This window comes from Mesorhizobium sp. J18 (genome assembly GCF_007829525.1).
In the GTDB taxonomy this organism is placed as follows: Bacteria; Pseudomonadota; Alphaproteobacteria; order Rhizobiales; family Rhizobiaceae; genus VLJP01.
The window spans coordinates 16,724-40,623 of sequence record NZ_VLJP01000007.1 but is presented as its reverse complement, the minus strand read 5'-3'; the positions used below and the strand labels follow the sequence as shown (position 1 = coordinate 40,623).

28 protein-coding genes and 1 pseudogene are annotated in these 23,900 nt (G+C 63.6%); 7 read left to right on the top strand and 22 right to left on the bottom strand.

From position 1 onward, the window contains the following. Nucleotides 1-15 precede the first annotated feature (15 nt). The 10 genes from L598_RS04070 to L598_RS04025 form a co-directional block, all read right to left on the bottom strand. Nucleotides 16-567 carry a cytochrome c-type biogenesis protein gene (locus L598_RS04070; RefSeq protein ID WP_144860644.1) on the bottom strand — a complete coding sequence of 184 codons (552 nt, stop codon included), beginning with the start codon at nt 565-567 and terminating at the stop codon, nt 16-18. Beyond that, nucleotides 564-2,552 (bottom strand): heme lyase CcmF/NrfE family subunit, encoded by a 1,989-nt coding sequence (locus L598_RS04065; RefSeq protein ID WP_144860642.1) that lies wholly within the window; start codon nt 2,550-2,552, stop codon nt 564-566. The genes L598_RS04070 and L598_RS04065 overlap by 4 nt, the downstream gene beginning before the upstream one ends. Further along, complete coding sequence (gene ccmE, locus L598_RS04060; RefSeq protein WP_144860640.1) at nt 2,549-2,995, bottom strand: cytochrome c maturation protein CcmE; 447 nt, start codon at nt 2,993-2,995, stop codon at nt 2,549-2,551. Before ccmE ends, L598_RS04065 begins: the two co-directional genes overlap by 4 nt. After that, nucleotides 2,992-4,137, bottom strand: coding sequence for a c-type cytochrome biogenesis protein CcmI (ccmI, locus tag L598_RS04055; protein WP_144860638.1), 1,146 nt, complete (start codon nt 4,135-4,137; stop codon nt 2,992-2,994). The genes ccmE and ccmI overlap by 4 nt, the downstream gene beginning before the upstream one ends. 192 nt (nt 4,138-4,329) lie before the next feature. Then, nucleotides 4,330-4,773, bottom strand: coding sequence for a hypothetical protein (locus tag L598_RS04050; protein WP_246658628.1), 444 nt, complete (start codon nt 4,771-4,773; stop codon nt 4,330-4,332). A gap of 149 nt (nt 4,774-4,922) precedes the next feature. Continuing rightward, a complete protein-coding gene (locus L598_RS04045) occupies nt 4,923-6,335 on the bottom strand; it encodes an ATP-binding protein (RefSeq protein ID WP_246658627.1) in 1,413 nt (470 codons plus the stop codon). Then, entirely contained in the window at nt 6,325-6,984 is a 660-nt protein-coding gene (locus L598_RS04040; protein WP_144860636.1) for a response regulator transcription factor, read from the bottom strand. The genes L598_RS04045 and L598_RS04040 overlap by 11 nt, the downstream gene beginning before the upstream one ends. Nucleotides 6,985-7,004: 20 nt before the next feature. Further along, a complete protein-coding gene (locus L598_RS04035; protein ID WP_246658626.1) occupies nt 7,005-7,301 on the bottom strand; it encodes a hypothetical protein in 297 nt (98 codons plus the stop codon). Nucleotides 7,302-7,435: 134 nt separating this feature from the next. Next, nucleotides 7,436-7,642 (bottom strand): hypothetical protein, encoded by a 207-nt coding sequence (locus L598_RS04030; RefSeq protein WP_144860634.1) that lies wholly within the window; start codon nt 7,640-7,642, stop codon nt 7,436-7,438. A gap of 26 nt (nt 7,643-7,668) precedes the next feature. Then, nucleotides 7,669-8,094, bottom strand: a complete 426-nt coding sequence (locus L598_RS04025) for a hypothetical protein (protein WP_186444933.1) — start codon at nt 8,092-8,094, stop codon at nt 7,669-7,671. A 46-nt stretch (nt 8,095-8,140) separates the two neighbouring features. Between L598_RS04025 and L598_RS04020 the strand changes: the two genes are divergently transcribed. Next, nucleotides 8,141-10,342, top strand: a complete 2,202-nt coding sequence (locus L598_RS04020; RefSeq protein ID WP_348642731.1) for a glycoside hydrolase TIM-barrel-like domain-containing protein — start codon at nt 8,141-8,143, stop codon at nt 10,340-10,342. Further along, entirely contained in the window at nt 10,342-10,680 is a 339-nt protein-coding gene (locus L598_RS04015; RefSeq protein ID WP_144860628.1) for a hypothetical protein, read from the top strand. The genes L598_RS04020 and L598_RS04015 overlap by 1 nt, the downstream gene beginning before the upstream one ends. Nucleotides 10,681-10,825: 145 nt before the next feature. Here L598_RS04015 and L598_RS04010 read toward each other — a convergent pair whose 3' ends face one another. The 3 genes from L598_RS04010 to L598_RS04000 form a co-directional block, all read right to left on the bottom strand. Continuing rightward, nucleotides 10,826-11,122 (bottom strand): hypothetical protein, encoded by a 297-nt coding sequence (locus L598_RS04010; protein WP_144860626.1) that lies wholly within the window; start codon nt 11,120-11,122, stop codon nt 10,826-10,828. After that, complete coding sequence (locus L598_RS04005) at nt 11,119-11,841, bottom strand: hypothetical protein (protein ID WP_144860623.1); 723 nt, start codon at nt 11,839-11,841, stop codon at nt 11,119-11,121. Before L598_RS04005 ends, L598_RS04010 begins: the two co-directional genes overlap by 4 nt. Nucleotides 11,842-11,965: 124 nt before the next feature. Next, nucleotides 11,966-12,388: a hypothetical protein gene (locus tag L598_RS04000; protein WP_144860621.1), complete on the bottom strand. Its 423-nt coding sequence runs from the start codon at nt 12,386-12,388 to the stop codon at nt 11,966-11,968. A gap of 196 nt (nt 12,389-12,584) precedes the next feature. Here L598_RS04000 and L598_RS03995 point away from each other — a divergent pair, with 196 nt between their 5' ends. Further along, nucleotides 12,585-13,016 (top strand): hypothetical protein, encoded by a 432-nt coding sequence (locus L598_RS03995; RefSeq protein ID WP_144860619.1) that lies wholly within the window; start codon nt 12,585-12,587, stop codon nt 13,014-13,016. Here the strand turns inward: L598_RS03995 and L598_RS03990 are convergent. The 6 genes and pseudogenes from L598_RS03990 to L598_RS21705 all read right to left on the bottom strand — a co-directional run bounded on the left by L598_RS03990 (nt 13,013) and on the right by L598_RS21705 (nt 17,511). Then, on the bottom strand, nt 13,013-14,125 hold the full coding sequence (locus L598_RS03990) for a terminase TerL endonuclease subunit (RefSeq protein ID WP_281407361.1): 1,113 nt from the start codon (nt 14,123-14,125) through the stop codon (nt 13,013-13,015). The genes L598_RS03995 and L598_RS03990 overlap by 4 nt on opposite strands. 52 nt (nt 14,126-14,177) lie before the next feature. Beyond that, nucleotides 14,178-14,360, bottom strand: coding sequence for a hypothetical protein (locus tag L598_RS03985; RefSeq protein ID WP_144860615.1), 183 nt, complete (start codon nt 14,358-14,360; stop codon nt 14,178-14,180). A 514-nt stretch (nt 14,361-14,874) separates the two neighbouring features. Continuing rightward, nucleotides 14,875-15,714 (bottom strand): annotated as a pseudogene (locus L598_RS21940) (terminase family protein); the annotation flags it as partial. 31 nt (nt 15,715-15,745) lie between these two features. Then, on the bottom strand, nt 15,746-16,243 hold the full coding sequence (locus L598_RS03975; protein WP_144860610.1) for a hypothetical protein: 498 nt from the start codon (nt 16,241-16,243) through the stop codon (nt 15,746-15,748). Between the two features lie 168 nt (nt 16,244-16,411). Further along, a complete protein-coding gene (locus L598_RS03970) occupies nt 16,412-17,095 on the bottom strand; it encodes an RES family NAD+ phosphorylase (RefSeq protein ID WP_186444926.1) in 684 nt (227 codons plus the stop codon). A gap of 5 nt (nt 17,096-17,100) precedes the next feature. Continuing rightward, entirely contained in the window at nt 17,101-17,511 is a 411-nt protein-coding gene (locus L598_RS21705) for an antitoxin Xre-like helix-turn-helix domain-containing protein (protein ID WP_186444925.1), read from the bottom strand. A 311-nt stretch (nt 17,512-17,822) separates the two neighbouring features. Here L598_RS21705 and L598_RS03960 point away from each other — a divergent pair, with 311 nt between their 5' ends. The 3 genes from L598_RS03960 (at nt 17,823) to L598_RS03950 (ending at nt 21,172) form a co-directional block, all read left to right on the top strand. Next, complete coding sequence (locus L598_RS03960) at nt 17,823-19,976, top strand: penicillin-binding protein 1A (protein ID WP_144860604.1); 2,154 nt, start codon at nt 17,823-17,825, stop codon at nt 19,974-19,976. A 76-nt stretch (nt 19,977-20,052) separates the two neighbouring features. Beyond that, a complete protein-coding gene (locus tag L598_RS03955; protein ID WP_144860602.1) occupies nt 20,053-20,637 on the top strand; it encodes a DUF1214 domain-containing protein in 585 nt (194 codons plus the stop codon). Then, entirely contained in the window at nt 20,630-21,172 is a 543-nt protein-coding gene (locus tag L598_RS03950) for a DUF1254 domain-containing protein (protein ID WP_144860600.1), read from the top strand. Before L598_RS03955 ends, L598_RS03950 begins: the two co-directional genes overlap by 8 nt. Nucleotides 21,173-21,180: 8 nt before the next feature. Here the strand turns inward: L598_RS03950 and L598_RS03945 are convergent, their stop codons facing one another. Both L598_RS03945 and L598_RS03940 read right to left on the bottom strand, forming a co-directional pair. Further along, nucleotides 21,181-21,366 carry a hypothetical protein gene (locus L598_RS03945; RefSeq protein WP_144860598.1) on the bottom strand — a complete coding sequence of 62 codons (186 nt, stop codon included), beginning with the start codon at nt 21,364-21,366 and terminating at the stop codon, nt 21,181-21,183. A gap of 101 nt (nt 21,367-21,467) precedes the next feature. Continuing rightward, a complete protein-coding gene (locus L598_RS03940) occupies nt 21,468-22,040 on the bottom strand; it encodes an NnrU family protein (RefSeq protein ID WP_144860596.1) in 573 nt (190 codons plus the stop codon). A gap of 86 nt (nt 22,041-22,126) precedes the next feature. On the opposite strand from L598_RS03940, the gene L598_RS03935 reads away from it, so the two are divergent. After that, nucleotides 22,127-22,837 carry a TetR/AcrR family transcriptional regulator gene (locus tag L598_RS03935; RefSeq protein ID WP_144860594.1) on the top strand — a complete coding sequence of 237 codons (711 nt, stop codon included), beginning with the start codon at nt 22,127-22,129 and terminating at the stop codon, nt 22,835-22,837. A 33-nt stretch (nt 22,838-22,870) separates the two neighbouring features. Here L598_RS03935 and L598_RS03930 read toward each other — a convergent pair. Continuing rightward, a partial coding sequence (locus L598_RS03930) for a SulP family inorganic anion transporter (protein WP_144860721.1) occupies nt 22,871-23,900 on the bottom strand: 1,030 nt, incomplete at its 5' end.

Here is a 23,900-nt window from a genome sequence, read left to right as displayed (position 1 = left end):
CAGCGGGGTGACTTCCTACGACCCCGATTCCTGCTCCTCGAGCAGCTTCCTGAGCCGAGCCTCCTCTTCCGGCGTAAGGGGCGCAATCTCACGGCCACGCCGCATGCGCATGGTCGAGAAGGCGAGTGCGCTACCGATAATCAGCAGAAGGACAGGAGTGCCCCAGAGCAGAGCGTTGCGCATATTGAGGCGCGGCTTCAGGAGCACGAATTCGCCGTAACGGGCGACAACATAATCCAGCACTTCCTCATTGCTGTCGCCCTCTTTCAACCGCTCGCGCACCAGTACGCGCAGGTCATGCGCAAGCTCGGCATCGGAATCGTCGATCGACTGGTTCTGGCAGACCATGCAGCGCAGTTCAGCCGAAAGCTCCCGCGCCCGCCTTTCCAGCGCAGGATCATCCAGCATCTCGTCGGGCTGGACCGCAAAGGCGGGCTGCGCCAGCAGGAAACAGGCAGCGAGTGCAAGGACGATGTGCCGGCAAAACTGCCTGAGCGCTGATTTCCCTCCTTCTTGAAGGGAGGGGTCCGGGGTGAGGATACTTTCGCTCGAAAACGACGCCCTCATTCGGCAGGCTCCGGCTGCGCCTGGGCTGCCCGCTTGCGCCGCGAGGGAGCGCCGATCCTCAGCCGCCGGTCGAGCAGCGAGACCGCGCCGCCGGCCATCATCGCCAGCGCGCCGAGCCAGATCAGCGTGACCAGCGGCTTCCACCAGATATGCACGACAATGCCGCCGTCTTCGATCTCGTCGCCGAGCGAAACATAGAGCTGGCTGAGCCCGATCGTCCTGATGCCGGCCTCGGTCGTCGGCATCTGTCGCACCGAATAGAACCTTTTTGACGAGACGACGTCACCCAGCGCGCGGCCGCGCTCCGTCAGGACGAAACGACCGCGATTCTCGGTGTAGTTCGGTCCGGTGAAAGGCTGCAGCCCTTCATATCTCAGCGAATAGCCGGCGATTTCCACGGTCTCGCCCGGCTTTACGGTAAGGATGTGCTCGCTCTGCATGGTGGTTGTCGCCACGATGCCGAGAAGCGTGATGCCGAGGCCGGCATGGGCAAGCGCCGTGCCGAAGACCGAACGCGGCAGGCCTGCGAAGCGCCGCAACGCCACGCCTGGTCCGACATTGCCGACGCCCGATTTCAGGGCCAGATCCGTCAGCGCACCGAAGATCAGCCAGAAGGCGAGACCTGTGCCGAGCGCGGCCAGCGCCGATGCGCCGTCGATGAAGAAATAGACGAGAAGCACGATGAACAGCGCCCCGCCGAAAGCGGCGAACAGGCGCTGCGCCACGCCCGCCAGATCGCCGCGCTTCCATGCCAGAAGCGGTCCGAAGGGCACGACGGCCAGAAGCGGCACCATCAGCGGCCCGAAAGTCAGATTGAAGAAGGGCGCGCCGACGGAGATCTTTTCGCCGGTGATGGATTCGAGCACCAGCGGATAAAGCGTGCCGACAAGCACGGTCGCCGCCGCGGTTGTCAGAAAGAGGTTGTTGAGCACCAGCGCGCCTTCCCGCGAGATCGGATGGAACAGGCCCCCCGGCGCCAGCGCCGAGGCGCGCCAGGCGAACAGCGCCAGCGAACCGCCTATGAACAGGATGAGGATCGTCAGGATAAAGACGCCGCGCGTCGGGTCGGTCGCAAAGGCATGCACCGAAGTCAGCACGCCGGAACGCACGAGGAAGGTGCCGAGCAACGACATGGAAAAGGTCAGGATCGCCAGAAGCACCGTCCATATCTTCAGGGCCGAGCGGCGTTCCATCACAATTGCCGAATGCAAAAGAGCGGTGCCGGTAAGCCAGGGCAGGAAGGACGCATTCTCCACCGGATCCCAGAACCAGAAGCCGCCCCAGCCGAGTTCGTAATAGGCCCAGTAGGAGCCCATGGCGATGCCGCCGGTCAGGAACATCCATGCGGCAAGAGTCCAGGGCCGCACCCAGCGCGCCCAGGCGGCATCGGTCCGCCCTTCGATCAGCGCCGCGACGGCGAAGGAAAACGAAATCGAAAAGCCGACATAGCCGAGATAGAGCAACGGCGGATGCACCGCCAGGCCGATATCCTGCAGAATCGGGTTGAGGTCCCGCCCCTCGATCGGCGCCGGGACAAGACGGACGAACGGGTTCGACGTCGACAGGATGAAGAGCAGGAAGGCAGCCGCGATGAAGCCCTGCACCGCCAGCACATTGGCCCTCAAGGTCGGCGGCAGGTTGCGCCCGAACAGCGCCACGAGCCCGCCAAAGATGGCCAGGATCAGCACCCACAGGAGCATCGAGCCCTCGTGATTACCCCAAACGCCGGTCAGCTTGTAGATCAGCGGCTTTGCCGAGTGGGAGTTCTCCCAGACATTGGCGACGGAGAAGTCGGACTGCACATAGGCCGCGATCAGGGCGGCGAAGGCGATCGAGATCAGGACAAGGCCGCACAGCGCCGCCGGCTCTCCGACGCCCATCAGGCGCAGGCTCCCCTTTCGTGCCCCGTAAAGCGGCACGACCGACTGCACGAGCGCCAGCGCAAAGGCCAGCACGAGCGCGAAATGGCCCAGCTCGACGCTCATTGCTGCGCCGTCTCCTCCTGCCAAAGGCCCTTTTCCTTCAGGCTTTCCGCCACTTCCTTGGGCATATAGGTCTCGTCATGCTTGGCCAGCACGCTGTCGGCAACGAAGCTGCCGTCCGGCTGGAACATGCCATGGGTCACCACGCCCTGCTCCTCGCGGAACAGGTCGGGCAGGATGCCGCTATAATTCACGGTTATGGACTTCTCGTGATCGGTGACGGCGAATCTCACCTCCGTTCCCTGCCCCCGGACGATCGAGCCCTTCTCGACCAGCCCGCCGAGCCGGATGCGTTCGCCGGGCGCCAATTGCGCCGCAAGCGCGTCGGAAGGCATGTAGAAATAGGATGTCTGCTGGCCGAGCGCGTAGAAGGTCAGCGCCGTCGCTGCGGCGAGAAAGCCCATGGCGCCCCCGATGATGGAAAGCCTTTTCTGTTTTCTCGTCACCTGTCCTCCTCCCCCGGACCTTCGGCCAGACCGAGTCCCGCCGCGAAGGCCTCAAGCTCGCGTGCATCCTGGGAATCCTGTCCGAGAGCCTCCACGCCCCGCTTTAGCGCGCCCAGCGCGTCTTCGTTCCGGCCGAGCACGACATAGGAACGGACAAGACGCTGCCATCCTTCCTTGTCATGCGGGTTCTGGCGCAGCCTTTCATCAAGCCGCGCCACCATGCCCTCGACCATTGCTTGCCGGTCTTCCGGCGACATCTCGGTCGCGGCCGCCACCTCCTCATTGTCCGGCCCCGACGTGGCCGCGGTCCTGTCTCCGGCGCCTGCCCTGTCGAGTTGCGCCAGCGCCTGCTCCACTGCCTCCTGCCACGGCGAATCCGCCGGCAGGTCGGCCTGAAGCGACCGCCATTTCTGGCCGGCCTCGTCCAACGAGCCTTCCTGCGCCTTGGCCATGGCGAGAAAGAAACGCGCCTTCGGATTGCTGGGCTCCAGTTCCAGTGCCCGCTCGAATGCCGCCTCGGCCTCCGCCGAGACGACGCCGCCGCGCCCGCCGGTGATGGCTTCGCCGAGCCCCGCCTCGCGTCCGGCGCTGGCGCCGTCGAGCCGGATGGCGTTGCGATAGGCGGTCTCCGCATCGGCAAAACGCCCCAACCGGAAATAGACCGGTGCAAGCACGTCCCAGCCTCTTCCGTCATCGGGATTTGCGGCAAGATGCGTCTCGGCGCGGGCAATGAGCTCCTCGATGGAGTTCTCCGCCGGATCCTTTGCCAGCCTGGCCTGCAAGGGCTGCGCCGGCAGCCCCGGGGAGCCGAGCAAGGCATAGAGTCCCCAGCTCACCAGCGGAACAGCGAGAACCGCAGCCATGGCGACAAACCGCATGGCCGTGCCTTCCGCCGACATGCCGGCGCCGCCCGTATCCTTGGCGCGCAATATGCGCCGGGCGATTTCGGCGCGCGCCTCCTCGGCCTCCGAACGAGCGATCGTGCCGCGGCTGACCTCGCGTTCCAGCTCGGCAAGCTGGTCGCGATAAACCTCGATGTCACTGGCAGCATCCGCTGCGGTGCGTGGCGAGCGCAGGAAAGGCAGCATCACGGACAGCGATGCGGCCAGGGTCAGAAGTGCGGCTATGGCCCAAAAAAGCATTCTGTCTAAATAGCGGCCAGGGTATTCCGCCACAATATTCGCGACATGCGGCCTTTTGGCGGCGGGATACCTCTACAGCCCGTCATCCTCGACCTCGAAGCGAAGCGGAGAGTGTCGGGGATCCTGGTCTCGACGGCCAATGATCGACGCAGCGGCCGGACGACTCATCAGTGGTTGGAAAAATCTTCCCCGTCAGGAAAGCACCGTCCAGCTTCCATCAGGGTTGCGGCAGGCGGTGCCTCTTGCGGTCTGCTCGACGCCGCCGCTGGTGATCGTGTGCGTGTATTGGCGGCAATCCTGCGAGCCTACCCGGTAGGGTTGCGCGGCGACGACCTTACCGCTGCGCCCGGAGAAGCTTCCCTCCCAGGTCACCGCTTGGCCGGCGGGAGTAGATTCCAGCGCGCGATATTCGGCTTCCAGCGCCGAACGGCGCTCGCCGCGGCCCAGTTGCACGCCGAAAGCGCTGCCGACAAGCCCGCCGCCTACGATTCCCTCCACCGCCTCGCCCGTAACGGTTGGCGCAGGGGCCGCATATTGGTTGGGCTGAAGCTCGGGAACTGCCGTTCGCGTCCCCCCGGACATGCAGCCCGACAGGATCAGCGCCGCCAGGGTGACCAGTGCAACTTCTCTTCTCACGATGATCCTCGACATCGAGCGAACCATTGAATTTCCCGCCGCTTAGGAATCATGTTTGACGGAATTTGGACCTGTTGGCCCGGTTTCCTTTGGTCCCGGTTTGGTCCAGTTCCCCCATCTCATCCTTATTTTACATTGCAATGCAACAGTCATCCAGTGCGCAGTCGGATGACGGCCTTCAATCCTCCCAGTTCCGATCTCACAAGCGCGACGGTACCGCCATATTCCTCGACCAGATCGGCGACGATAGCGAGGCCGAGGCCCGTGCCCGGTTTCGATTCATCCAGCCGCCGCCCCCGTTTCAGGGCGTCGCGGGCCTGCTCCTCCGGTATGCCCGGGCCGTCATCCTCGATCGAAAGCTCGAACATCTGGCCTGCCGAACGGTCCGCCGTTTCGCGGGAAAGGCTGATGGCGATCGTGCTCTTCCCCCATTTGACAGCGTTCTCGAGCAGGTTTCCCATGATCTCTTCGAGGTCCTCCCGTTCGCCGGCGAAAACGACCTCCTCTGGCGGTAGGGAAAGCACGAAGCGCTTTTCCGGGCTGAGCTTTTCCATTACGCGAACCATGCGCTTCAGCGCCGCATTGACCGGGGTGCGAAAGGCGAGATTATCGCGCTGGGCGGCGACCCGCGCGCGTTGCAGATAATGCTCGATCTGCTTTTGCATGCCAGCCGCCTGATTGGCGATCAACTCGCCCTTCGCCCCTCCGATCGCCCTGCCCTCGTTCATCAGCACCGCCAGTGGCGTCTTCAGCGAATGGGCCAGATTGCCGACCTGCGTGCGCGAGCGTTCCACGATCCGCCGATTGCTCTCGATCAGGGCGTTGGTTTCGTCTGCCAGCGGCGCGATCTCGGAGGGGAAGGAACCGTCCAGGCGCTGCGCCGTGCCCGCCCGGATATTGGCGAGCGCGCGGCGGACCATACCGAGCGGCCTCAGGCCGAGCAGGATGGCGACGGCGTTGATCGCGACCAGCCCGAGCCCGAAAATGGCCAGATAGCCGAAAAGCTGGCGTGTGAACCGGCGCATCTCCGCTTCCATTTCGCTCCGGTTGCCCATGACGCGGAAACGGGCGATCTGGTTGCCTTCGCCGAGAAGCAATTCGCTTTCGAGGACCTCAAGCGTCTGCCCGCCAGGCCCGGTCGTGAGGTAGCTGCGCTGGAACTCGTTGTTGAAAGGCACTTCCGAGGTAGCAGGCGAAGGCACCTGCCCGGTCAGCGACAGCGAGCGCAAGGGCGGCCCGAGGTCCTCAGAGACCGGCTCGACTGCCCAGTACCAGCCCGATCCGGGAATGGAGAATCTGAGGTCTCCGAGATTCGGCGTGCCAGAGAGCCCGCCGTCGTCGGCCACACCTACCGAGCCTATCAGGTTGAAAAGATGCGCCGAAAGGACGCTTTCAAAACCGCGTTCGCTGACCTGCCGGAAAAGGGTAGTGATCACGGTCGCGATCACAACGAGTGCCACGATCGCCCAGATCGTGGAGAGCGCGACGATGCGGAAGGCCAGCGAACGCGGCCAGAATGCTGAGCGCAGGAAGGACTGCAAGCGGAACGGCCTAGGACTCACGCATACGGTATCCCATACCGCGCACCGTCTCGATCAGATCGACGCCCAGCTTTTTGCGCAGCCGGCCGACAAAGACCTCGATCGTATTGGAATCGCGGTCGAAATCCTGGTCGTAAAGATGCTCGACCAGTTCCGTTCGCGACACCACCGTATCGCGATGATGCATGAGATAGGCGAGCAGCCTGTATTCATGCGAGGTGAGCTTCACCGGCACGCCGTCGACATCGACCTTGGAGGATTTGGTATCGAGCCGCAGCGGCCCGCAAAGAAGTTCCGACGAGGCATGACCGGCTGCGCGCCGAATGAGCGCCCTCAGCCGCGCCAGGATCTCCTCGATATGGAAAGGCTTCGTCACATAGTCGTCGGCGCCGGCGTCGATGCCGGAAACCTTGTCGCTCCAGCGGTCGCGCGCCGTCAGGATCAGCACCGGCATCTTGCGGCCGTCGCGACGCCAGCGTTCCAGAACACTGATGCCGTCCATCTGCGGCAGGCCAATATCAAGCACCACCGCGTCATAGGGCTCCGTATCGCCGAGGAAATGCCCTTCCTCGCCATCGAAGGCGCGATCGACCACATAGCCTGCATCCGCCAGCGCGTCGGAGATCTGCCGGTTCAGGTCCTTGTCATCTTCCACGACCAGAATGCGCATCGCTGCCCCTTCGCTGCCGATCAGTTTGCGGGAACCATGAATTCGGCCCGCCGGGGCCGCTCGCCGTCCCGTCCGGGAACGCGGATGACGACCCGGCACATGGTGCGGCCGCCGCTGTTGACCGCCGTGGCCTGCATCAGCTCCCCGCCTCTCTGCAAGGCGATCTGCCGGCCGATGGCATAACAGTTCACCGCCACCGGCTGCACCAGCGACTCTGGCTTCGGATCGGCAAGCGGCATCGCCCGCACCGGCGCAAGGCCGGCCAGAAGCGCCAGAAGCAGAACCGGGTGCCGAAGCATGTTTTTGACAGGTTTCATAGCGGGCGGTTTATCGCATTGGTGCTGAACATGAAATGAACATAAGACCATTTCGCCGAATTGCTCAAATCGATTAGCTGGCTTGTTTCCGCCGCGGCAGTGAACCGCGGCGGAAACCTGTCGAAAGGCCCGTTTCAGCCGATACGGCTCGTCGCAAACACGCGCCCCAGGATCGCCGCCAGCGCCGAGACGGCGGTGATCGCCTGCAGGAGCGTATCGGTCAACGCCGAGCCGTCGAGGCCTTCCACGGGCAGACCCAAAAGTCCGGCTGCCGCGGTCGCCACGGAGACGAGCGAGGCCCATATGGTACGCGAAAGATACCAGGGTTTCGAACCTGTCATGAAGTCATCCTTTCTGCTGGGTTGAATTATCGGACCAGGATTGAGGCGGTCGCCGGCACGCCCGCGCCGAGCGCGCCCAACTGGCTGATGGTCACGGTGATGCTTTCGGGAATTTCGCCGAAATCGACGGATATCTGCTCTTGCCTGTAGGTCCATGACGGAACGGACACCGTTGCCGCCCGGACCGTGCCGCCTGCTTCAGACATCACCGCGATGCGGTAGGCTTCCGTCTCCTCGCCGAGCGGAATCTCTTCCGTCAGCCAGCTATCGGCATCGATACGGCCGCGCCGCATCCAGGAGATCGCCAGATCGCCGTCAGCGTCGAGACGCCCGCTTATATGGACGGGCGACAGCGGCAGCCTGCTCCGGACGCCGCCGGTCTCGGCCTGCATGACGAAATGCGCGTCGGAAATGTCGAAGCCGGCGGGGCCGACGCGCCAGTTGAGTTGCAATCCCGTTTCCGAGGGAATCCGCGTGCATCGCGGGACCGGCGACCAGATGCCGGACCCGCTGATCGAGGCCAAGCAGGGAGAGGGCAATGCGCCCGCCTATCGCGGCACGGCCTATGTGGTCATCGAACGCTTTCCAATCGACGACTATGGAAGGCGGATTCCGCAGTTCCAGTTCGAGGTGATGCGGCCGGTGGGCGCGCTCAACGGGCAGATCCGTTCCGTTGCACTGATTCCCGGCTCGACGGAATACGGCCTCCTGCCCAGACCGGTGAAGCTGACGGTGCGGCCAGGCGAGGATGTCATGGTCAACCGGCACATGCTTTCTGCGGCGAGCGACATCGAGGCCTCGCTGGACGAGTTGCAGGCGCTGTGCCCGAGGCTGGAGGCCGTGGCGCTGGTGGTCACCTGGTTCGGCGACGACCTGCGCGCGGGCCATTGCAGGCTGCGGCCGATGGTGACGCAGAACGACCCGGAAGGGCTGTCGGAGACGTGGACGGTCTCGGGCCTTGCGCGCGATGAGGTGCCGGTGGTCTCCATGAGCGAGGGCGGGCCGGCCTATGGCGGAACGCCGTCCGACGCTTCCGTGATTGAAGCGATAAAGCTGATCCGGGCGCGCGGCCTGAAAGTGACGCTCTATCCCTTTGTCATGATGGACGTGCCGGCGGAAAACATGCTGCCGAACCCCTATGGCGGGGCTTCGCAGCCAGCCTATCCCTGGCGCGGGCGCATCACCTGCGATCCGGCGCCGGGCGCGACCGGCTCTGCTGACAAGGCGGCTGCGGCGCGCATGCAGGTCGAGGCTTTTGCGGGCCAGGCGCGGCTTTCGGATTTCGCGGCGACGGATGAGGAAGTGCGTTTCACAGGCGATGCCGACGACTGGGGTTATCGGCGGTTTCTTCTCCATTACGCGAAGCTCGCGGAAGCGGCTGGCGGCGTGGACGGTTTTCTGATCGGTTCCGAACTGCGCGGGCTGACGGTGCTGCGCGACGGGGAAAACCGCTTTCCTTTCGTCGAGGTGCTGGCCGAACTCGCGGGCGAGGTGCGCGGCGTGCTCGGTCAGGAAACGCTGATCACCTACGGCGCCGACTGGAGCGAATATTTCGGCCATCAGCCACAGGATGGCAGCGGCGACGTCTTCTTTCATCTCGATCCGCTCTGGGCGCATGATGCGGTGGATGCGGTCGGCATCGACAATTACATGCCGCTCTCCGACTGGCGCGACGCCGACCATGCCGGCGGCAATCCGGACGGCTTTCTCGGTCCTTATGACGCGGCGGGCCTGCGCCGCATGATCACATCGGGCGAGGGCTACGACTGGTTCTATGCAGATGCCGGGGACCGGCCGGAGAGACGGCGGACGCCGATCACCGACGGCGCCCATGGCAAGCCCTGGGTCTATCGCTACAAGGATATTGCAAGCTGGTGGTCGAACCCGCATTTCGACCGCATAGGCGGCGTGGAGGCTGCGGACCCGACAGCATGGGTTCCGAAATCCAAGCCTGTGATCTTCACCGAGATCGGCTGTGCGGCGGTGGACAAGGGACCGAACCAGCCGAATGTCTTTCCCGACCCGAAATCCTCCGAGAACGCCGCGCCCTATTTCTCCAGCGGCGGCATGTCGGATCTGGCGCAGCGGCGGTTTCTTGCGGCGCATTACGGTCATTGGTCTTCGGAGGATGCAGCCGTCAATCCCGTCTCGAACCTCTATGGCGGGCGCATGGTCGATCCGGGCTCGATCTGCGTCTGGGCCTGGGATGCGCGGCCGTTTCCGGCTTTTCCGCTCCATGGCGACGTGTGGAGCGATGGACGGAACTGGTCGTGCGGCCATTGGCTGAACGGCCGGCTGAGCGGGGTCGCGGTGGACGATCTCATCAATGCGATTCTTGCCGATTTCGGCCTGTCGGCGGCGGATACGGACGGGGCGGAGGGCTCGCTTGCCGGTTATGTCGTGGCCGATCCGGGCACGGCGCGGGCAGCACTGGAGCCGGTCTGCGACCTCTTCGGGCTGGCGGTGCGGGAGGATGCGGGCAGGCTGGTCTTTTCGACTGAAACCGGAGCCGGAGCAACCGTCGAGCCGGCGGCGCTCGTGGTCGAGGAAGATGCGCCCGTGATCGAGCGGGTGCGCGATCCCGACAGCGCATTGCCGACGGGCGTAGTGGTGGTGATCGCGCGGGTTTCCGCGCCGCCCAGCAGGATTTCGGTCGGAACCATCAGGCCGCGCGTCTCACGACCCTTCGACAATTCCTGATGCACCTCGCCCTCGAGGCCGGTCAGCTTGCCGGCGAGGCTTTCGGTCGCCGCCTTGGCGAGCGAATAGTTGCGCAATTCGCGGCGCATTTCGCCGCCGTCGATCTGCTCGCCGGCCGCCTCGATGCGTTCAAAGGTAGCGAGCCGTTCGGCGCGGTCGATCTGTTCACCGATCGAGCGGGTTTCCTTGTCCAGGGCGTCGAACTTCGTGCGCTCGCTGTCGTCGAGGTCGCGGTTGTCGTTCATCGCCTTATCGTTGATCGCCCGCATTTCCGCGATCTTGGCGGCGCGCTGCTCTTTCAGGTCGTGCAGTCTCGGCATTGCCGTTTCTCCATCTAGGGGTTGTGCCGCCTCACGGCGGGTTTAGGGTCCATCGGGCCGGGCGTCTCACGACGTTCAGCGCTGGGAAGTGCCGTCTCACGACGGGGCATCGCGGCGCACATGATGCGCCGTGAATTCAGGGAGAGGATAAAATTCCTGTGGATCATGCGCGGCCCTTTGCCGGCAGCCCCGCAAGGCCGCGCTTCCGGGCCGCGAAATTCACGATGCTGGCGACTTCGCCGGCCACGTTCTTTTCGGGACAGCCAAGATCACGAAGCTCCTGAGCGACACCGGCCCAGATACCCTTGCGCATGTCGCAGAACCGCACCGCGAACTTCGCGTCGTCACTTTCGAGCTGGCTGGCGCGCCGCATCGCCACGAGGCAAGCGGCTTCGTAGCGATCGGCGATTTCCACCGTCTTTGCCGGCGGCACGCCGGCCCATTCTTTCCGGCCGCTCATTCGCCTGCCTCACTCATGGCAGCAGCCACGGCGGCGAATTCCGAACCGCCAACAAATCGCTCAAATCCGACACCGGAAGCTTCCGACATGACGGCCTGATAGGCATTGCCGAATGCCATCTGTTCAGTCGACCGGCCGTCCGCCTTGGCGTCGGCCATCATGCCCAGGAACTCGTGCACGAACTCGATCTTCTGCGGGCCAAGATAGTCGGCCTGGTCATCGCCATCGGCCGTGAGTTCGTCGACCACGGAATGCGCCAGCGTGAAAGTAAAGGTGCCCATCGGCACCGGACCCTTCACGCGCATTTCCAGACCCGGCACGTCAGCCGCGCCCTCGCCGTAGAAGCCTTCCGGCATAGGCGAATGCCAGATCACGCGGCCGGTTTCGCCGAGACGGTACAAACGAACGAATGCCGCCGCAAAATCAAAGAACTTCGCATCTTCGGCGAGTTCCATTTCGCGGCGGAGGATCGCGACCAATTTCGAGTGCTTCTGACCCGGCGCAACATGCATGTTGGCGTATTGCAGGAAGAAATTCGGCAGATCGGTTGGCCCGGCCGAAAGGATCGCCAAGAGAAGCTTTGCGGCGTCCCTGTCTGTCTTTTTACGGGCACCCCGTCCGCGTTTAGTGCGTTCCCACCAGCCAATGCGGCTCAGCGTCAGCGCGTAAGCCTCCACCGTCGAGAAGGGCATACGCACACTGGCACTAAGCGCCCTCACCAAGTCTGCTGCCGTCCCTGCCATCTAGATCGAGCCTGCCATGTTCGTCAGCAAAACCTAGCAGGCTCGGTTTCAAATCACAAGATAAACCTTGTGCGCTATGTTATAATTGTGGATTGCTCATTCAGCCCAATACAGGAACACGGCGCGGCCCGCCTACATAGCGGCCGAGAATGCGAACAATCTGCAGCTTTTCCGAGCGTGCGACGCGCAGCCCACAGGAGAGCGTATAGCATTCTTTGGGATCGCCAGCCGGAACGAACCGTCCGTTATGATCGCGGCCGGTGAACCCCTCGTAGCCCATCAAATGTGGTGCGCCGCCTGAGAATTGAGCGACTATGAGGCAACCATCTTCAAGTTCTGCATCTGGGTCTACGAGAACATCTTCGACCCTGTACCGTCGATCATGGACAGGCCCTCCCACGAGGTCGGTATGAACTCGGATCGGAAGCAGAAATTTCCCTGCTCTACTCAGAGGCAAGGTCTTGGCGTAGGGCGGTGGCAAGTCGAAGACATTGCCTCCTGCCCTGATAGCGGTGCTGGCCATGTGTAGTTCCTCCTAGGTGCGCTCACGCAATGGAGGGACGACAGACAGATTCGTGGTATTCGATGAGTCGGTCACGCGAGGCCCCTCCAAGGCTTCGTTGGACAAGTGCCGGTCGGGCGTTGGCGCGCCCGACCGGTGCGAGCAACTTGCGCCTATTCGCCAGTAAGGTCAACGCGCGATGGGAAAGAGGGACAGGATGGAGCTGAAGGATTTCGTAGCTGAAACACTCTCTCAGATCGTTGAGGGTGTTAGGATCGCCCAGGGTCGTGAAGACGGTGCGAACGTGAATGCCGCAATGGCTGGCGCTGAATTCGGCGGCCATCTTGTTAATGTCGGCACCTTTGGCGTCGCAACGCGAGTTGACTTCGACGTTTCTGTGACAGCCGAAACAAAAGGTGGAGCAGGCGCGAAGCTGAGCGTTTTCGGAGTCGGTGTCGAAGGCGGTGCGGGACATACAGCAGGCTCCGCAAATCGCATCAGCTTCAGCGTGCCCGTGCGTCTACCCGATGGGGACAAGGAACGCGAAAAACGCATAAGGGATGAGCAGAGCCGTGAAATGGCGGAGATGAACGCAAAGCTCCGCAATCGTCGCGGTAGCTATCTAGACGATGGATGGAACGGCCTTTAGGCGACCAGTTCAGCCAGGCACGCCGGCAACGCTTCCGGCTCGTGCCGTTTCGAGATACTGAGCGCCATCGTCAGCGCTACAAGCCCGTCGATCCGGCCTGCCGCCTTCGATTTGTCGAGCTTGCGCCCGCCGGCCGGATCGCGCGTGACCACGGCGTTCGCGGCGCACATGTTGAGCACCGGGTTGCCGCCGTGCCGCAACAGCTTTTCGGCCACACACCTTTCGAGCATGTCGACGGCCGGCGAGAAATCTTTGAAGCCCTGCCCGAACGGCTGGAGCGGCAACACCGCGCCGATCAGCCCCAACTCGCGTTTCAGGTCTTCGATGCGCCAGCGGTCATAGGCGAGCGCCTGCATGTTGTAGCGGGAAGCCGCGTTCGCCAGCACGTCCGCGACGAAGCCCGGATCGATCGTCGCGCCGGGAATGAGGGTGATATGCCCCTGCTTCGCCCATAGATCGTAGGGCACGCGGTCCTCGTTCGATCGGTCCTCGATGTTGGCTTCCGGCATGAAGAACCGCGCCAGCACGTCATAGCGGCCCTTTTCGTCGGGAAACACCATGACGAAGGCGGTCAGGTCGCGGGTCGCGCCCAGGTCGAGGCCGGCATAGCATTCGCGGCCGTCGAGCGCGGCCATGTCGACCGCGCCGCCGCAGGCGTCCCATTCTGCCTTGTGGATGAAGCGCGAGACGGCGGAAACCCGCTGGTTGAGGATCAGGTTGCGAAACGCCGCTTCCTTCGACGGCACAAGCCGCGCCTGCCCGGCCTGCCGCTGCACGTCTTCAAGCGATCGGAAATCGCCGATCGCAGGGTTCGCCAGCCGCCAGGTCGACGGCTCCCACGGATCGGCGTCCTGCGGCGCGGCGTAGAGCGTCAGGTGAAACGAAGGATCCTCGATGTCGCCAGACTGGACGCGCAAGCCGTAATCGACCAGCTCCGACATGACGGCAATCGCCTTGGTCTTCTCATTGTGGCAGCGTTCGCAGAGGCTCATCAGTTCATCGAGCGAAGGGAAAGGATCGCCGCCGGCATTGATAGCCTTCACATGGTCGACGGCCACGGCCTGCACCGCGCGGCCGCGCAATTCGCATGCGTAGCACAGTGGGTTCACGGCAAGCTTCGCCAGCCTGAGCCGCCGCCAGTTCCTTGTGTTGTAGGGCCAGTCAGCCACGGCGCACCTCGCTTGCCAGCCTCAGCAGCCCGGCCACGATCTCACTCTTGTCCTCGTGGAAGCGCTCAGGCCAGCGCGGCGACGGTGCCAGCCGCTCTATCTGGCGCGCATACTCGTCCAGCAGGATCGACAGTTGCCGCCCGTCTGGCACCGGCCTTCGGGTTTCAAGCAGCATCGCAGCGCCTCCCCGTTCCCGGTTGCGCTCGGCTTCGCCATCGCATCCCCTCATAAGCCCCTTGCTGCCTTTCAACCGGCTCGACGTGGAAGGTTTTAGATGACTGGTTTCCCGTGGTAGGACACGAATGTCCCCCTATCGGGCGAGGCTTCGGCCCCATCTTGATCCAGGTCGACCATTCGCCCGAGACGATGCGCACGACGTTCGACAGGTGCTTGCGGCCTTCTACCGGCCGTTCCGCGACCGTGATCCATTCCAGTTCGGCAAGGCGATCCTGAGCGCGCTTCGCCGTCTTGCGGCACATGCCGCCGCGCGCCGCGATCTCATCAAGCGTCAGCTCGCACCGGCCCGTGCGGTGAACCTCATCCGCGACGATGCGCGCATAGGCAACTTGGCTGGTTGTGAGCATGCCGGCCATGACAGGCGGCATGGGCCAAGTTGCCGCGAGCGTCCGACGACGATGGATGGATTTTTCCCGATCCGGCGAGCGCTGCGGGCGCGGCTTGGCGACCTGCGGCTTCGCCGCGCGCATCGTGCCGTCATGCAGCACGACCGCGCTGCCCGCCCCGTCCAGTGCGGCAACGATAATGCCGCAGGCATCCGACGTCCGGCGCGATCCGGCCGGCGGGTCCACCGCCACCACGATCCGCCTCAAGTCCAGCGGCCCCGTGCCGACGGCGCTTTCCAGCAGCGCCCGCGACCACAGCGCGTCCTCGCGATCCTCGATCATTTCGCCGTCGAGTTCCTGGCGGCCGAGCCGCGTACCGGCATATTTCTGCCGCACCGTGCGCAGGAAGGCCGCAGAGAGATGCGCGGCATTGTCTCCAGTCTTCATCTGCGTCGTCGTCACCGAAGTGTCCGCCATCAGCCGCCACATCATGGGCACCGGCTTCGGCGTCGTGGTGACGAGCTGCTGCGGACGAATGCCCAGCCGCAGGCCGAATTGCAGCATGTCGAAGGTTTCTTCCCCCTTGCGCCATTTGGAAAGCTCGTCGCACCAGGCCGCATCGAATTGCGGCCCGCGCAAGCTCTCCGGGTCTTCCGAGGAAAAGACCTGCGCCACCGCCCCGTTCGGCCAGACCAGCCGCCGACGGCTCGGCTCGTAGCGCGGCCGGTTGCGGCGCGATATGGACAGGATGCCGGAAGGTCCCTCGATCATCACCTCGCGCACGTCGCCCAGCGTCTCGCCCACCAATGCGATCTGTCCGTATTTCCTGTCCTTTTCCGTGAAGGGCGGGTAGCCGCGCACCAGCGCGTTCACCCATTCCGCCCCAAGCCGCGTCTTGCCGGAGCCGCGCCCGCCGACGATCATCCATGTGTCGAGAACCGGCCGCCAGACCGGATACTGCGCCAGCCGCGCCGTGCCGAACCATTCCTCGGCGATGTCAGGCGCCAGCTCCTGCCCGATGTTTTCCTGCAACCATCTGGCCTGCAAGCTCAGTTGCAAGCTCGACAATGCGATTGTTGATGCGTTCGAGTGCGGCGGCCATTTCTGCATCGGATTTTATCTGGTTCTCTTTGGCGCGTTCGGGACCGTGCGTGATTTCGCCGATCTTCTCGACCATCCGCAGCATGGCCGACAGCGCGTCGATGCGCGCCTTGTCGTAGCTGCCCGCTTCCTCGCCCTCGGCGCTCACCGCCTCCAGGTCGCGCACCAGCCGGTCGGCAAGCGCCGTCAGCCGGCGTTCGAGCGCGGCATGGTCCACCGGCGCGCCCGGCGGTCCCGCCGCCTGGATGCCGGCCACCCCCCAACCTTGCCGCGCCGCCAGCTTGCCGAGCAGCCTCGGCGAGCGGTGCGACACCAATGCCAGCGTCTCGATCGTGGCCGGCGCGCCCTCGTAAAGCGCGCGCAAGCCGGCCGTCACGGTAGTGCTCGTCGGCATCCGTTGCTCCATATCCGAATGTCTTGGGAAGAGAGTGTTCGAAAAGAAAAAGCCGGAAATCCGCACCCGCTACGACCGAGGCCATCCGGCCACCGCCACGCTGAACGCACATTTCCGACGATGATGAAAAGCTACCAGACCACCGTTACGATGTCAAGGACTATTTTCCTAATTTCCTATTTCCTCGACCTTGGGTCCCTTGCCGCCGATCCATGTCAGCCGAAAGATCCGCCCCTTGGCGACTTGCCGGATCACGGCAGGCTGGAGTGCGGCAATGCAGATGCCTCCAGGATGCCGTACTGAGGGATATACGACACCGTGGTGGCCGGCCGCACGAATTTCTGCCGCCAGCTTCTGCCCTTCCGGGTAACCGATGGCAGGATCAGGATTTAAACAGGGCGCGGCCGGCTGCGCGCGCAGATCGACCATTTTTCCGGCCAGATGCGCCAGCAATTGCACATAGTCGGTGACGTTTTCCGTCTCATTCGCGTTCCGCAATTCCCGTGTCAGATGAAAGCCGACCTCTCTCAGGCACGTGACAACGTCCATCGCGGCATACCATACGCCACGGCCCTCGCGGTTAAAACGATTGCCGCCGGCGCGGGTATAGGTAAAGGCGGCATTCACATAGGTCCAGCCGTAGCCAAAGGCCGGAGTCAGCAATTCGGCGGGCGAGAACTCGTCGAGCTGGTCCGTCTGCCCGAGAAGGCGCGTACTGGTTTCTCCTTCGATAGCGTCCAGAATGTCTTTCTCACGGTCATTGTCATAGAGGGGTGCGATGGCCGGTTCGTCTATATATGCGGTGGACAGAAGGCGGTGGGTCTGCCTCTCATCAAAATCGATAAGCTCCAACGGTTCTACATCCCGCCCCGAAGGCCGTCGATATGGCGCCGCATCCGAACCATCTCCGGAATGCCTCCCTCGATCATGAGTTCCACCGGCGTTCTGCCCTCGAATCCGTTGTTCGGACGCTTAGGCCATCCGTAAGTCAAAGGGCCGTTGAAAAGCAGGCGCAAACCCTTGAAAAGACCGATCAAAAGGCTGGCGCGCATTCTTTGGTCCTGGCTGAAAACGCCTTTGAACGAGCCATCTTTTATACGTGACCAGGTGCGGACATTGACGCCGGACAGCGCCGCTGCTTCATCATTGGTCAATTGCCAGTGCGCGGCGATCCGCGACAATGCCTTGGCGATGGCGGGCCGTTCCGCGCTCGCCAGATCCAGAGCCGGTTCGTCGTTTATATCGATCCGCCGAAGTGCTTGACCCATGACGATCTCCTTTGCCATATGGCAAAGATAGGGCTCGCCATATGGCAAGTCAAGCAACCGTATTCCGATTGATCCGTCTTCTTCGATGACCGGCTACCACCTTTCAGCAGGAACCTCCCCCAAACTGTTGCGTTCCTGCCTCATTAACTTTCCCTTACCCTCTCCGTTAGCCATTTCCGGGAAATTCCCTTGTGAGCAGTCGGAAAATGGCGCAGAAGAAGGGTGAGGGGATGCGAGTTTGGCTGGTTGCCGGGCATGGCGGGGTGCATGCGCTGGTTGCGGTCGGTGGTTAGTCTACGGGCAACACGTCGATGAAAGAGCCTGTCAAATCCGGGAAGCCCAGGCCCCCGCGGCCGACGATCTTTCTAGACATCGACGCATGGATCGATTCCTCCCTTTATGAAGCCGGCTTCAAGGCCAGGCAATTCTGGGAAAACCTCACCATCTTCTTCCGCCGCTTCCGCGTCTATGGCTGGCGCCGCGGCGCGGTCGAGCTTTTCAGCGAGGCTTTGACGCTCGGCACGGGCGGCATCGTCGTCCTGCTGGCGCTTGCCCTTCCCGCTTTCGAGCAGACGGCCGGCGACTGGCGCGCCCAGGACGACTACGCCGTCACCTTCCTCGACCGCTACGGCAACGAGATCGGCCAGCGCGGCATCATCCAGCGCGATTCCGTTCCTGTCGACGAATTGCCCGAGCATGTCATCCAGGCCGTGCTCGCCACGGAGGACCGCCGCTTCTACCAGCATTTCGGCATAGATTTTCCCGGTCTGGCGCGTGCCCTGTTCGAGAATGTGCGGGCGAATTCCGTCGTCCAGGGCGGTTCGACCATCACCCAGCAGCTTGCCAAGAACCTCTTTCTGTCGAACGAGCGCACGATGGAGCGCAAGATCAACGAGGCATTCCTGGCGCTCTGGCTGGAGGCCAATCTTTCCAAGCGCGAGATCCTGCAGCTCTATCTCGACCGCGCCTATCTCGGCGGCGGCACCTTCGGCGTCGCGGCGGCCTCCGATTTCTATTTCGGCAAGGGCATCAAGGATCTGAACCTTGCCGAGGCGGCCATGCTTGCCGGCCTTTTCAAGGCGCCCGGCAACTACGCGCCGCACATCAACCTGCCGGCCGCGCGCGGCCGCGCCAATGTCGTCCTCAACAACCTCGTCGAGGCCGGCTTCATGACCGAGGGACAGGTGCTGTCGGCGCGGCTGCATCCGGCTACCGTGGTCGACCGCGGAGAGCGAGACAGCCCCGATTATTTCCTCGACTGGGCCTTCGAGGAGGTCAAGAAGATCGTGCCCAGGGGCGCCACCCATTCGCTGGTGGCGCGCACCACGATCGATCTCAACATCCAGCGCGCCGCCGAGGAATCCCTGGAATTCCACCTGCGCCAATATGGCAAGGATTACGACGCCTCGGAGGGCGCCATTGTCGTCCTGGAGAACAACGGCGCCGTGCGCGCCATCGTCGGCGGCCGCGACTATGCCGAGAGCCAGTTCAACCGCGCCACCAAGGCGCTGCGCCAGACCGGCTCCTCCTTCAAGCCCTATGTCTATGCCACGGCAATCGAGAAGAAGGAATACACTCCCGATACCATCATCTCCGACGCCCCGGTCTACTGGAATGGCTGGGCGCCACGCAATTACGGCCGTGGCTATGCCGGCCGTGTCAACCTCACCACGGCGCTGGTGAAGTCCTACAACACCGTGCCGGTGCGGCTCGCCAAGGATCACCTCGGCCTCGAGCCGATCCAGCAACTCGTTGAGGCTATGGGCGTCGAATCCCCGCTCAACGGCCACAAGACCATGGTGCTCGGCACTTCCGGCATGACCGTGATGGACCAGGCGACCGGCTACAGCGTTTTCGCCAGCGGCGGCCTTGCCGGCCTGCGCCACGGCATCACGCAGCTCACCACCCATTCCGGCGAGGCGATCTACGATTACTACCGCGATGCGCCGCCGCCGCGCCGGGTCCTGTCCGAACGCACTGTGGCGGCCATGAACACGATGCTGGTGCAGGTCCCCGAATGGGGCACCGGCCGCCGTGCTGCCCTGCCCATGGCCCGCTCCGCCGGCAAGACTGGCACCACCCAGTCCTATCGCGATGCCTGGTATGTCGGCTTCACCGGCAACTACACCGCCGCCGTCTGGCTCGGCAATGACGACTACCACGCCACGAAGGACATGACCGGCGGCACCCTGCCGGCCATGGTCTGGCAGCGCCTGATGGCCTATATGCACCAGAATATCGACCTCAAGCCCATTCCGGGCATAGAGAACCCGCTGCCCAAAATGGAAGCCGAGCCGAAAGTGGCCGCGGCAAAACCCGGCCAGGCCCAGGAAAACGGACTGGATCAGCGGCCGCTCATCCTTTCGAGCCGCACCACCGCCCTGTTGAGGAAGATGTCCCGAATTTTCCGCGATGCTCCCGTGATTGATCCTCCCGCCGGGCAGGAAACGCTCTCGGCCCTTTGACCCGCTCTTGCCTCGTTCCATCGGGCCGGAGTATCCGGATTTATCCCGCGCACCGATCCACCCTCGATCACGGCCAATGCTCAAGACCGTCCTCCTGATCTTCGTCACCCTCGCCGTTGCAATCGGAGGCGGGGCTGGCAGCGTCTGGTACGCGCTGGAGGCGAGCCGCGGCGTCGGCTCGGTCACGATCGGCCAATGGGTCACCTTTCCCGATTTCGGCACGCCGCAGGCAGACCCCTATTCCCGCGCCCGTTTCGCGCGCGAGGGCGGACTCTCGCTCGGCCAGGCGGAAGGCATCGCCTTCACGACCAATCGCGATACGGCGGGCGCGCTTTTGCGCGCCGATTGCCGGTACCAGCTTACGGGCGCGGTGCCGCCGTCCCGCTTCTGGACCGTCTATGCGACGAATGCCGCTGGCAGGCTCCTGCCCCCGGTCGGCCGGCTCCAGCCGGCGCTCCAGTCGCGTGAGCTGGTGCGCCTCGGCGACGGTCCCGCAACGGTCGAGATCGGTCCCCAGCCCGTGCCCGGAAACTGGCTGCCGATCTCCGGCAGCGGCCCGATAAGGCTTGTGCTCACCGTCTTCGACACACCGATTTCAGGCGATGCCGGCGTCATAGACATCAGGTTGCCGCAGGTCGTGCGAAGGGGCTGTGATGACTAGATTCCTGCATGCCTTGCTCACCGGCCTTGTCGGCGCAGGCATCGTCCATATCGCAATCCTGTTCCTCCTGCCCGTCTTTGCGGAAAAGGATGCCTGGGCGCGGCTGGCTGAAACCGGCGAACCCTATCATGTGGTCCGGCTCGACCACGCCAACCCGTCGCTGGGCATGCTCACCTCGCCCGACCCTTTCTTCGAGGCCGTGGCATGCCGCTTCGACCTCAGCGACGGGGCCTTGCATCTCGTGGGCGAAGGCCGCATCCCGTTCTGGTCGATCTCGGTCTATGATCGCCGCGGCCTCAATATCTACAGCCTGAACGACCGCACGGCGACCGGCGATGCGCTGGATTTCGTCGTCGTCACGCCCGCCCAGATGCTGACCATGCGCAAGGAAGTTCCGGCCGAATTCACCCAGTCCATCTTCGTCGAAGCGGATCTTACCGAAGGGATCGTCGTCATGCGCGCCTTCGTCCCCGACGAGAGCTGGCGCGAAGTGGTCTCCACTTATCTCAACGGCATTTCCTGCACGTCACGATAGAATGGCTTTCAGTTCTTGATCTGACCGCGCTTTCTCCCGGCGCGTTCGGCGGCGTTTTCGTCAGGCTTGCGCGGCCCGTCCTCGCGTTCGTAGCGGATGCCGGGAAAGATCACGATCTTCGCCGGCCCGCGATCGGCGGCCGACTGCCCCGCCTGGCTTCGGGGTCTGGGATGGAAAGGCAGTATCACCGTCATTGCCTTGCGCCTTCACTCGGTTGGTCCGGAGCAATACGCAACGCCTCCGCCTGCACTATGAAGCCGGCAGGGTTAACGAATGGTTACTGCCGCACCGCTCCTCAGATCGGCGAGACGCCGACAAGCCAGTCGTGCAACCGGGCCACGAAAGCGGCATAAATCGCGAGACCGGCCACGACCGCAACAAGGTCGTTTCGCCAATGCGACACCTTGACCGTCCTTGCCGGGGTCTCGCTCCTGCCGGAAATTGAAAAGATGTCGATGAGCGCCCAGAGCGCAAATCCGCCGAAGAGCAGAATATCCGCCAGCGTGCCGTTCGCCAGGAGATGCGCGACGCCCCAGATGACCGTGGCGATCAGCATGGGATGGCGAAGCCTTGCCCGGATCCGGCCGGGAAGATAGGCGGCCAGCAGCAGCGGGAAGACCGGCAGCATCAGGGCTAGAGCGAGATGCCGCAGGCCTGCCGGAGGTTCGGTGACGATCACCGGCGCCTCGCGCGCCACGCCGTAGCCGATCACGATCAGCACGAGCCCGATGACGGAGACAGCCGCATAGGGAATCATCCAGGCTCCCATGCCGCCCCGCTCTATGATGCCGGAGCGGATGCCCGGAGCCACGATCCGCACCGAATGAGCGCCCAGGAAAAGCACGAGGCCGAGAACCAGAATGGACATGCGGTTGCTCCGTTTCCGAAAATTCGTTATAGTCTCTAACAGAAATTAGATACAATAACAATTCACATAATGCGGAGCGATCGCTGATGCCACCTCTCCTGCCTGGACGCCGCGAGCGCATGCGCGCGGCGACGTTGCAAGAAATCAGGGATGCCGCTCGCGGCCTGTTGATCGCGGAAGGCCGGCACGCCGTCACCATCAACGCGGTGGCCCGCAAAATCGGGATGAGCGGTCCGGCCATCTATCGCTACTATTCCAGCCACGACGACCTGATTGCGGCGCTCACCGCCGATTTCTACCGCGAATTGACCGATGAATTGCAGAAGGAGCGCATCGAGGGCCGGATCAACCTTCTGGCCATGTGCCGCCGGATGCGCCGCTGGGCGCTGGATCACAAGGCCGAATTCGGCCTCATGTTCGCAAGCGCGCCCCCGCCCCCCGGCTGCGAGACCGCGGCACATGAAGTGCACGAAGCCGGCCATGCTTTCGGGCGGGTCTTTGTCGAGGAAGTGGGAGCCATCTGGCGCCACACGCGTTTCCCCATTCCCGACGTTGAGAAAATGCCCGCCGATCTTGCCGACCAACTGGAAGCCTTTTCCGGCCATATCGAGGGGGCACTGCCGGCCGAGGCGACCTATGTGTTCCTAAATTGCTGGATACGGCTCTACGGGCTGCTCTGCATGGAGGTTTTCCAGCAGCTCGATTTCGCATTGACCGATGCCGAGCCGTTTTACGAGGAATGCCTGCAGGAGCTTTGCCGGATGCTCGACGTCGAATATTTGCCGCCGCCACAATAAGCCCTGCGCCCCAACAAGCCATGCGCGCCGGGCTCAGGCGGCGACCTTGGCGTTTCGGGCTGCAAAGGCGATGGCATCGGCCAGACGCATCCTGAAGCGAACGCGCGGCGGCTTAATGCCATGGATCAGCAGCGTGCGGCGGACCGCGGGAGTCGCGCCGGCGATATAGACGGCGGCGCCCCGATGCCTGGCCTTGCGCACAAAGCCCTCGATCGTTGCGGCTCCCGTCGAATCCAGGACGGAGACCGCCGACAGATCGAAGATATAGGCCTTTGGTTGTTCGCCGATGCGGTCCAGCGCCGCCCCGACCGCCGCGGCCGCACCGAAAAAGAAGGCACCGGACACCCGTATGACGGCCACATCCGGGTCGGTCGCCATCTCCACGTCATAGGCTCCACGGCCATTGCCGTTTACGCTGTCGGCCTTGTCTTCCTCCACCTGAGGCCGGGCATTCTCGACCTCCACCGCTTGCGCCATGCGGTGCAGGAACAGAAGCGCGCTGAGGGCGAAGCCGACGAGAATGCCTTCGGTCAGGTCGCGGAAGATCACCAGAAGGAAGGTGACGAGCAGGACCACCGCATCGCCCAGCGAAGCACGCATCAGCGTGGCGAATTCGTGCTTCTCGGCCATGTTCCAGGCAACGACCGCCAGCACACCCGCCAGCGCGGCCAGCGGGATGTAGGAGGCGAGCGGCGCCGCGACGAGCATGAAAAGCAGGAGGAAGACGGAATGCAGCATGCCCGAGACCGGCCCGCGCGCGCCGGAGCGCACATTGGTCGCCGTGCGGGCGATATTGCCGGTCACGCAGATGCCGCCGAAAAGCGGAGAGGCGATATTGGCGATCCCCTGGGCCACAAGCTCGCAATTGGAGCGATGCCGCCGGCCCGTCATGGAATCCGCCACGACCGCCGAAAGCAGGCTTTCGATGCAGCCGAGCAACGCAAAGGATAATGCATTCGGCAGCACCGCCACCACTCGCGCATAGGAGATTTCCGGCAGGTGCGGCATGGGCAGTGTTTGCGGTATGCCGCCGAAACGCGTGCCTATCGTCTCGACCGGCAGG

Coding starts and splice junctions, on each gene's coding strand:
- L598_RS03985 (WP_144860615.1), bottom strand. CDS start 14,360: ATGCTGCTTGAAACCCGAAGGCCGGTGCCAGACGGGCGGCAACTGTCG.
- L598_RS03945 (WP_144860598.1), bottom strand. CDS start 21,366: ATGACGGTGATACTGCCTTTCCATCCCAGACCCCGAAGCCAGGCGGGG.
- L598_RS04015 (WP_144860628.1), top strand. CDS start 10,342: ATGCACCTCGCCCTCGAGGCCGGTCAGCTTGCCGGCGAGGCTTTCGGT.
- L598_RS03950 (WP_144860600.1), top strand. CDS start 20,630: ATGACTAGATTCCTGCATGCCTTGCTCACCGGCCTTGTCGGCGCAGGC.
- L598_RS03975 (WP_144860610.1), bottom strand. CDS start 16,243: ATGCCGACGAGCACTACCGTGACGGCCGGCTTGCGCGCGCTTTACGAG.
- ccmI (WP_144860638.1), bottom strand. CDS start 4,137: ATGCTTTTTTGGGCCATAGCCGCACTTCTGACCCTGGCCGCATCGCTG.
- L598_RS04000 (WP_144860621.1), bottom strand. CDS start 12,388: ATGGCCAGCACCGCTATCAGGGCAGGAGGCAATGTCTTCGACTTGCCA.
- L598_RS03995 (WP_144860619.1), top strand. CDS start 12,585: ATGGAGCTGAAGGATTTCGTAGCTGAAACACTCTCTCAGATCGTTGAG.
- L598_RS04070 (WP_144860644.1), bottom strand. CDS start 567: ATGAGGGCGTCGTTTTCGAGCGAAAGTATCCTCACCCCGGACCCCTCC.
- L598_RS04020 (WP_348642731.1), top strand. CDS start 8,141: ATGCCGGACCCGCTGATCGAGGCCAAGCAGGGAGAGGGCAATGCGCCC.
- L598_RS04040 (WP_144860636.1), bottom strand. CDS start 6,984: ATGCGCATTCTGGTCGTGGAAGATGACAAGGACCTGAACCGGCAGATC.
- L598_RS21705 (WP_186444925.1), bottom strand. CDS start 17,511: ATGGGTCAAGCACTTCGGCGGATCGATATAAACGACGAACCGGCTCTG.
- L598_RS03940 (WP_144860596.1), bottom strand. CDS start 22,040: ATGTCCATTCTGGTTCTCGGCCTCGTGCTTTTCCTGGGCGCTCATTCG.
- L598_RS04010 (WP_144860626.1), bottom strand. CDS start 11,122: ATGAGCGGCCGGAAAGAATGGGCCGGCGTGCCGCCGGCAAAGACGGTG.
- L598_RS03955 (WP_144860602.1), top strand. CDS start 20,053: ATGCTCAAGACCGTCCTCCTGATCTTCGTCACCCTCGCCGTTGCAATC.
- L598_RS03960 (WP_144860604.1), top strand. CDS start 17,823: ATGAAAGAGCCTGTCAAATCCGGGAAGCCCAGGCCCCCGCGGCCGACG.
- L598_RS04065 (WP_144860642.1), bottom strand. CDS start 2,552: ATGAGCGTCGAGCTGGGCCATTTCGCGCTCGTGCTGGCCTTTGCGCTG.
- L598_RS04035 (WP_246658626.1), bottom strand. CDS start 7,301: ATGAAACCTGTCAAAAACATGCTTCGGCACCCGGTTCTGCTTCTGGCG.
- L598_RS04030 (WP_144860634.1), bottom strand. CDS start 7,642: ATGACAGGTTCGAAACCCTGGTATCTTTCGCGTACCATATGGGCCTCG.
- L598_RS03935 (WP_144860594.1), top strand. CDS start 22,127: ATGCCACCTCTCCTGCCTGGACGCCGCGAGCGCATGCGCGCGGCGACG.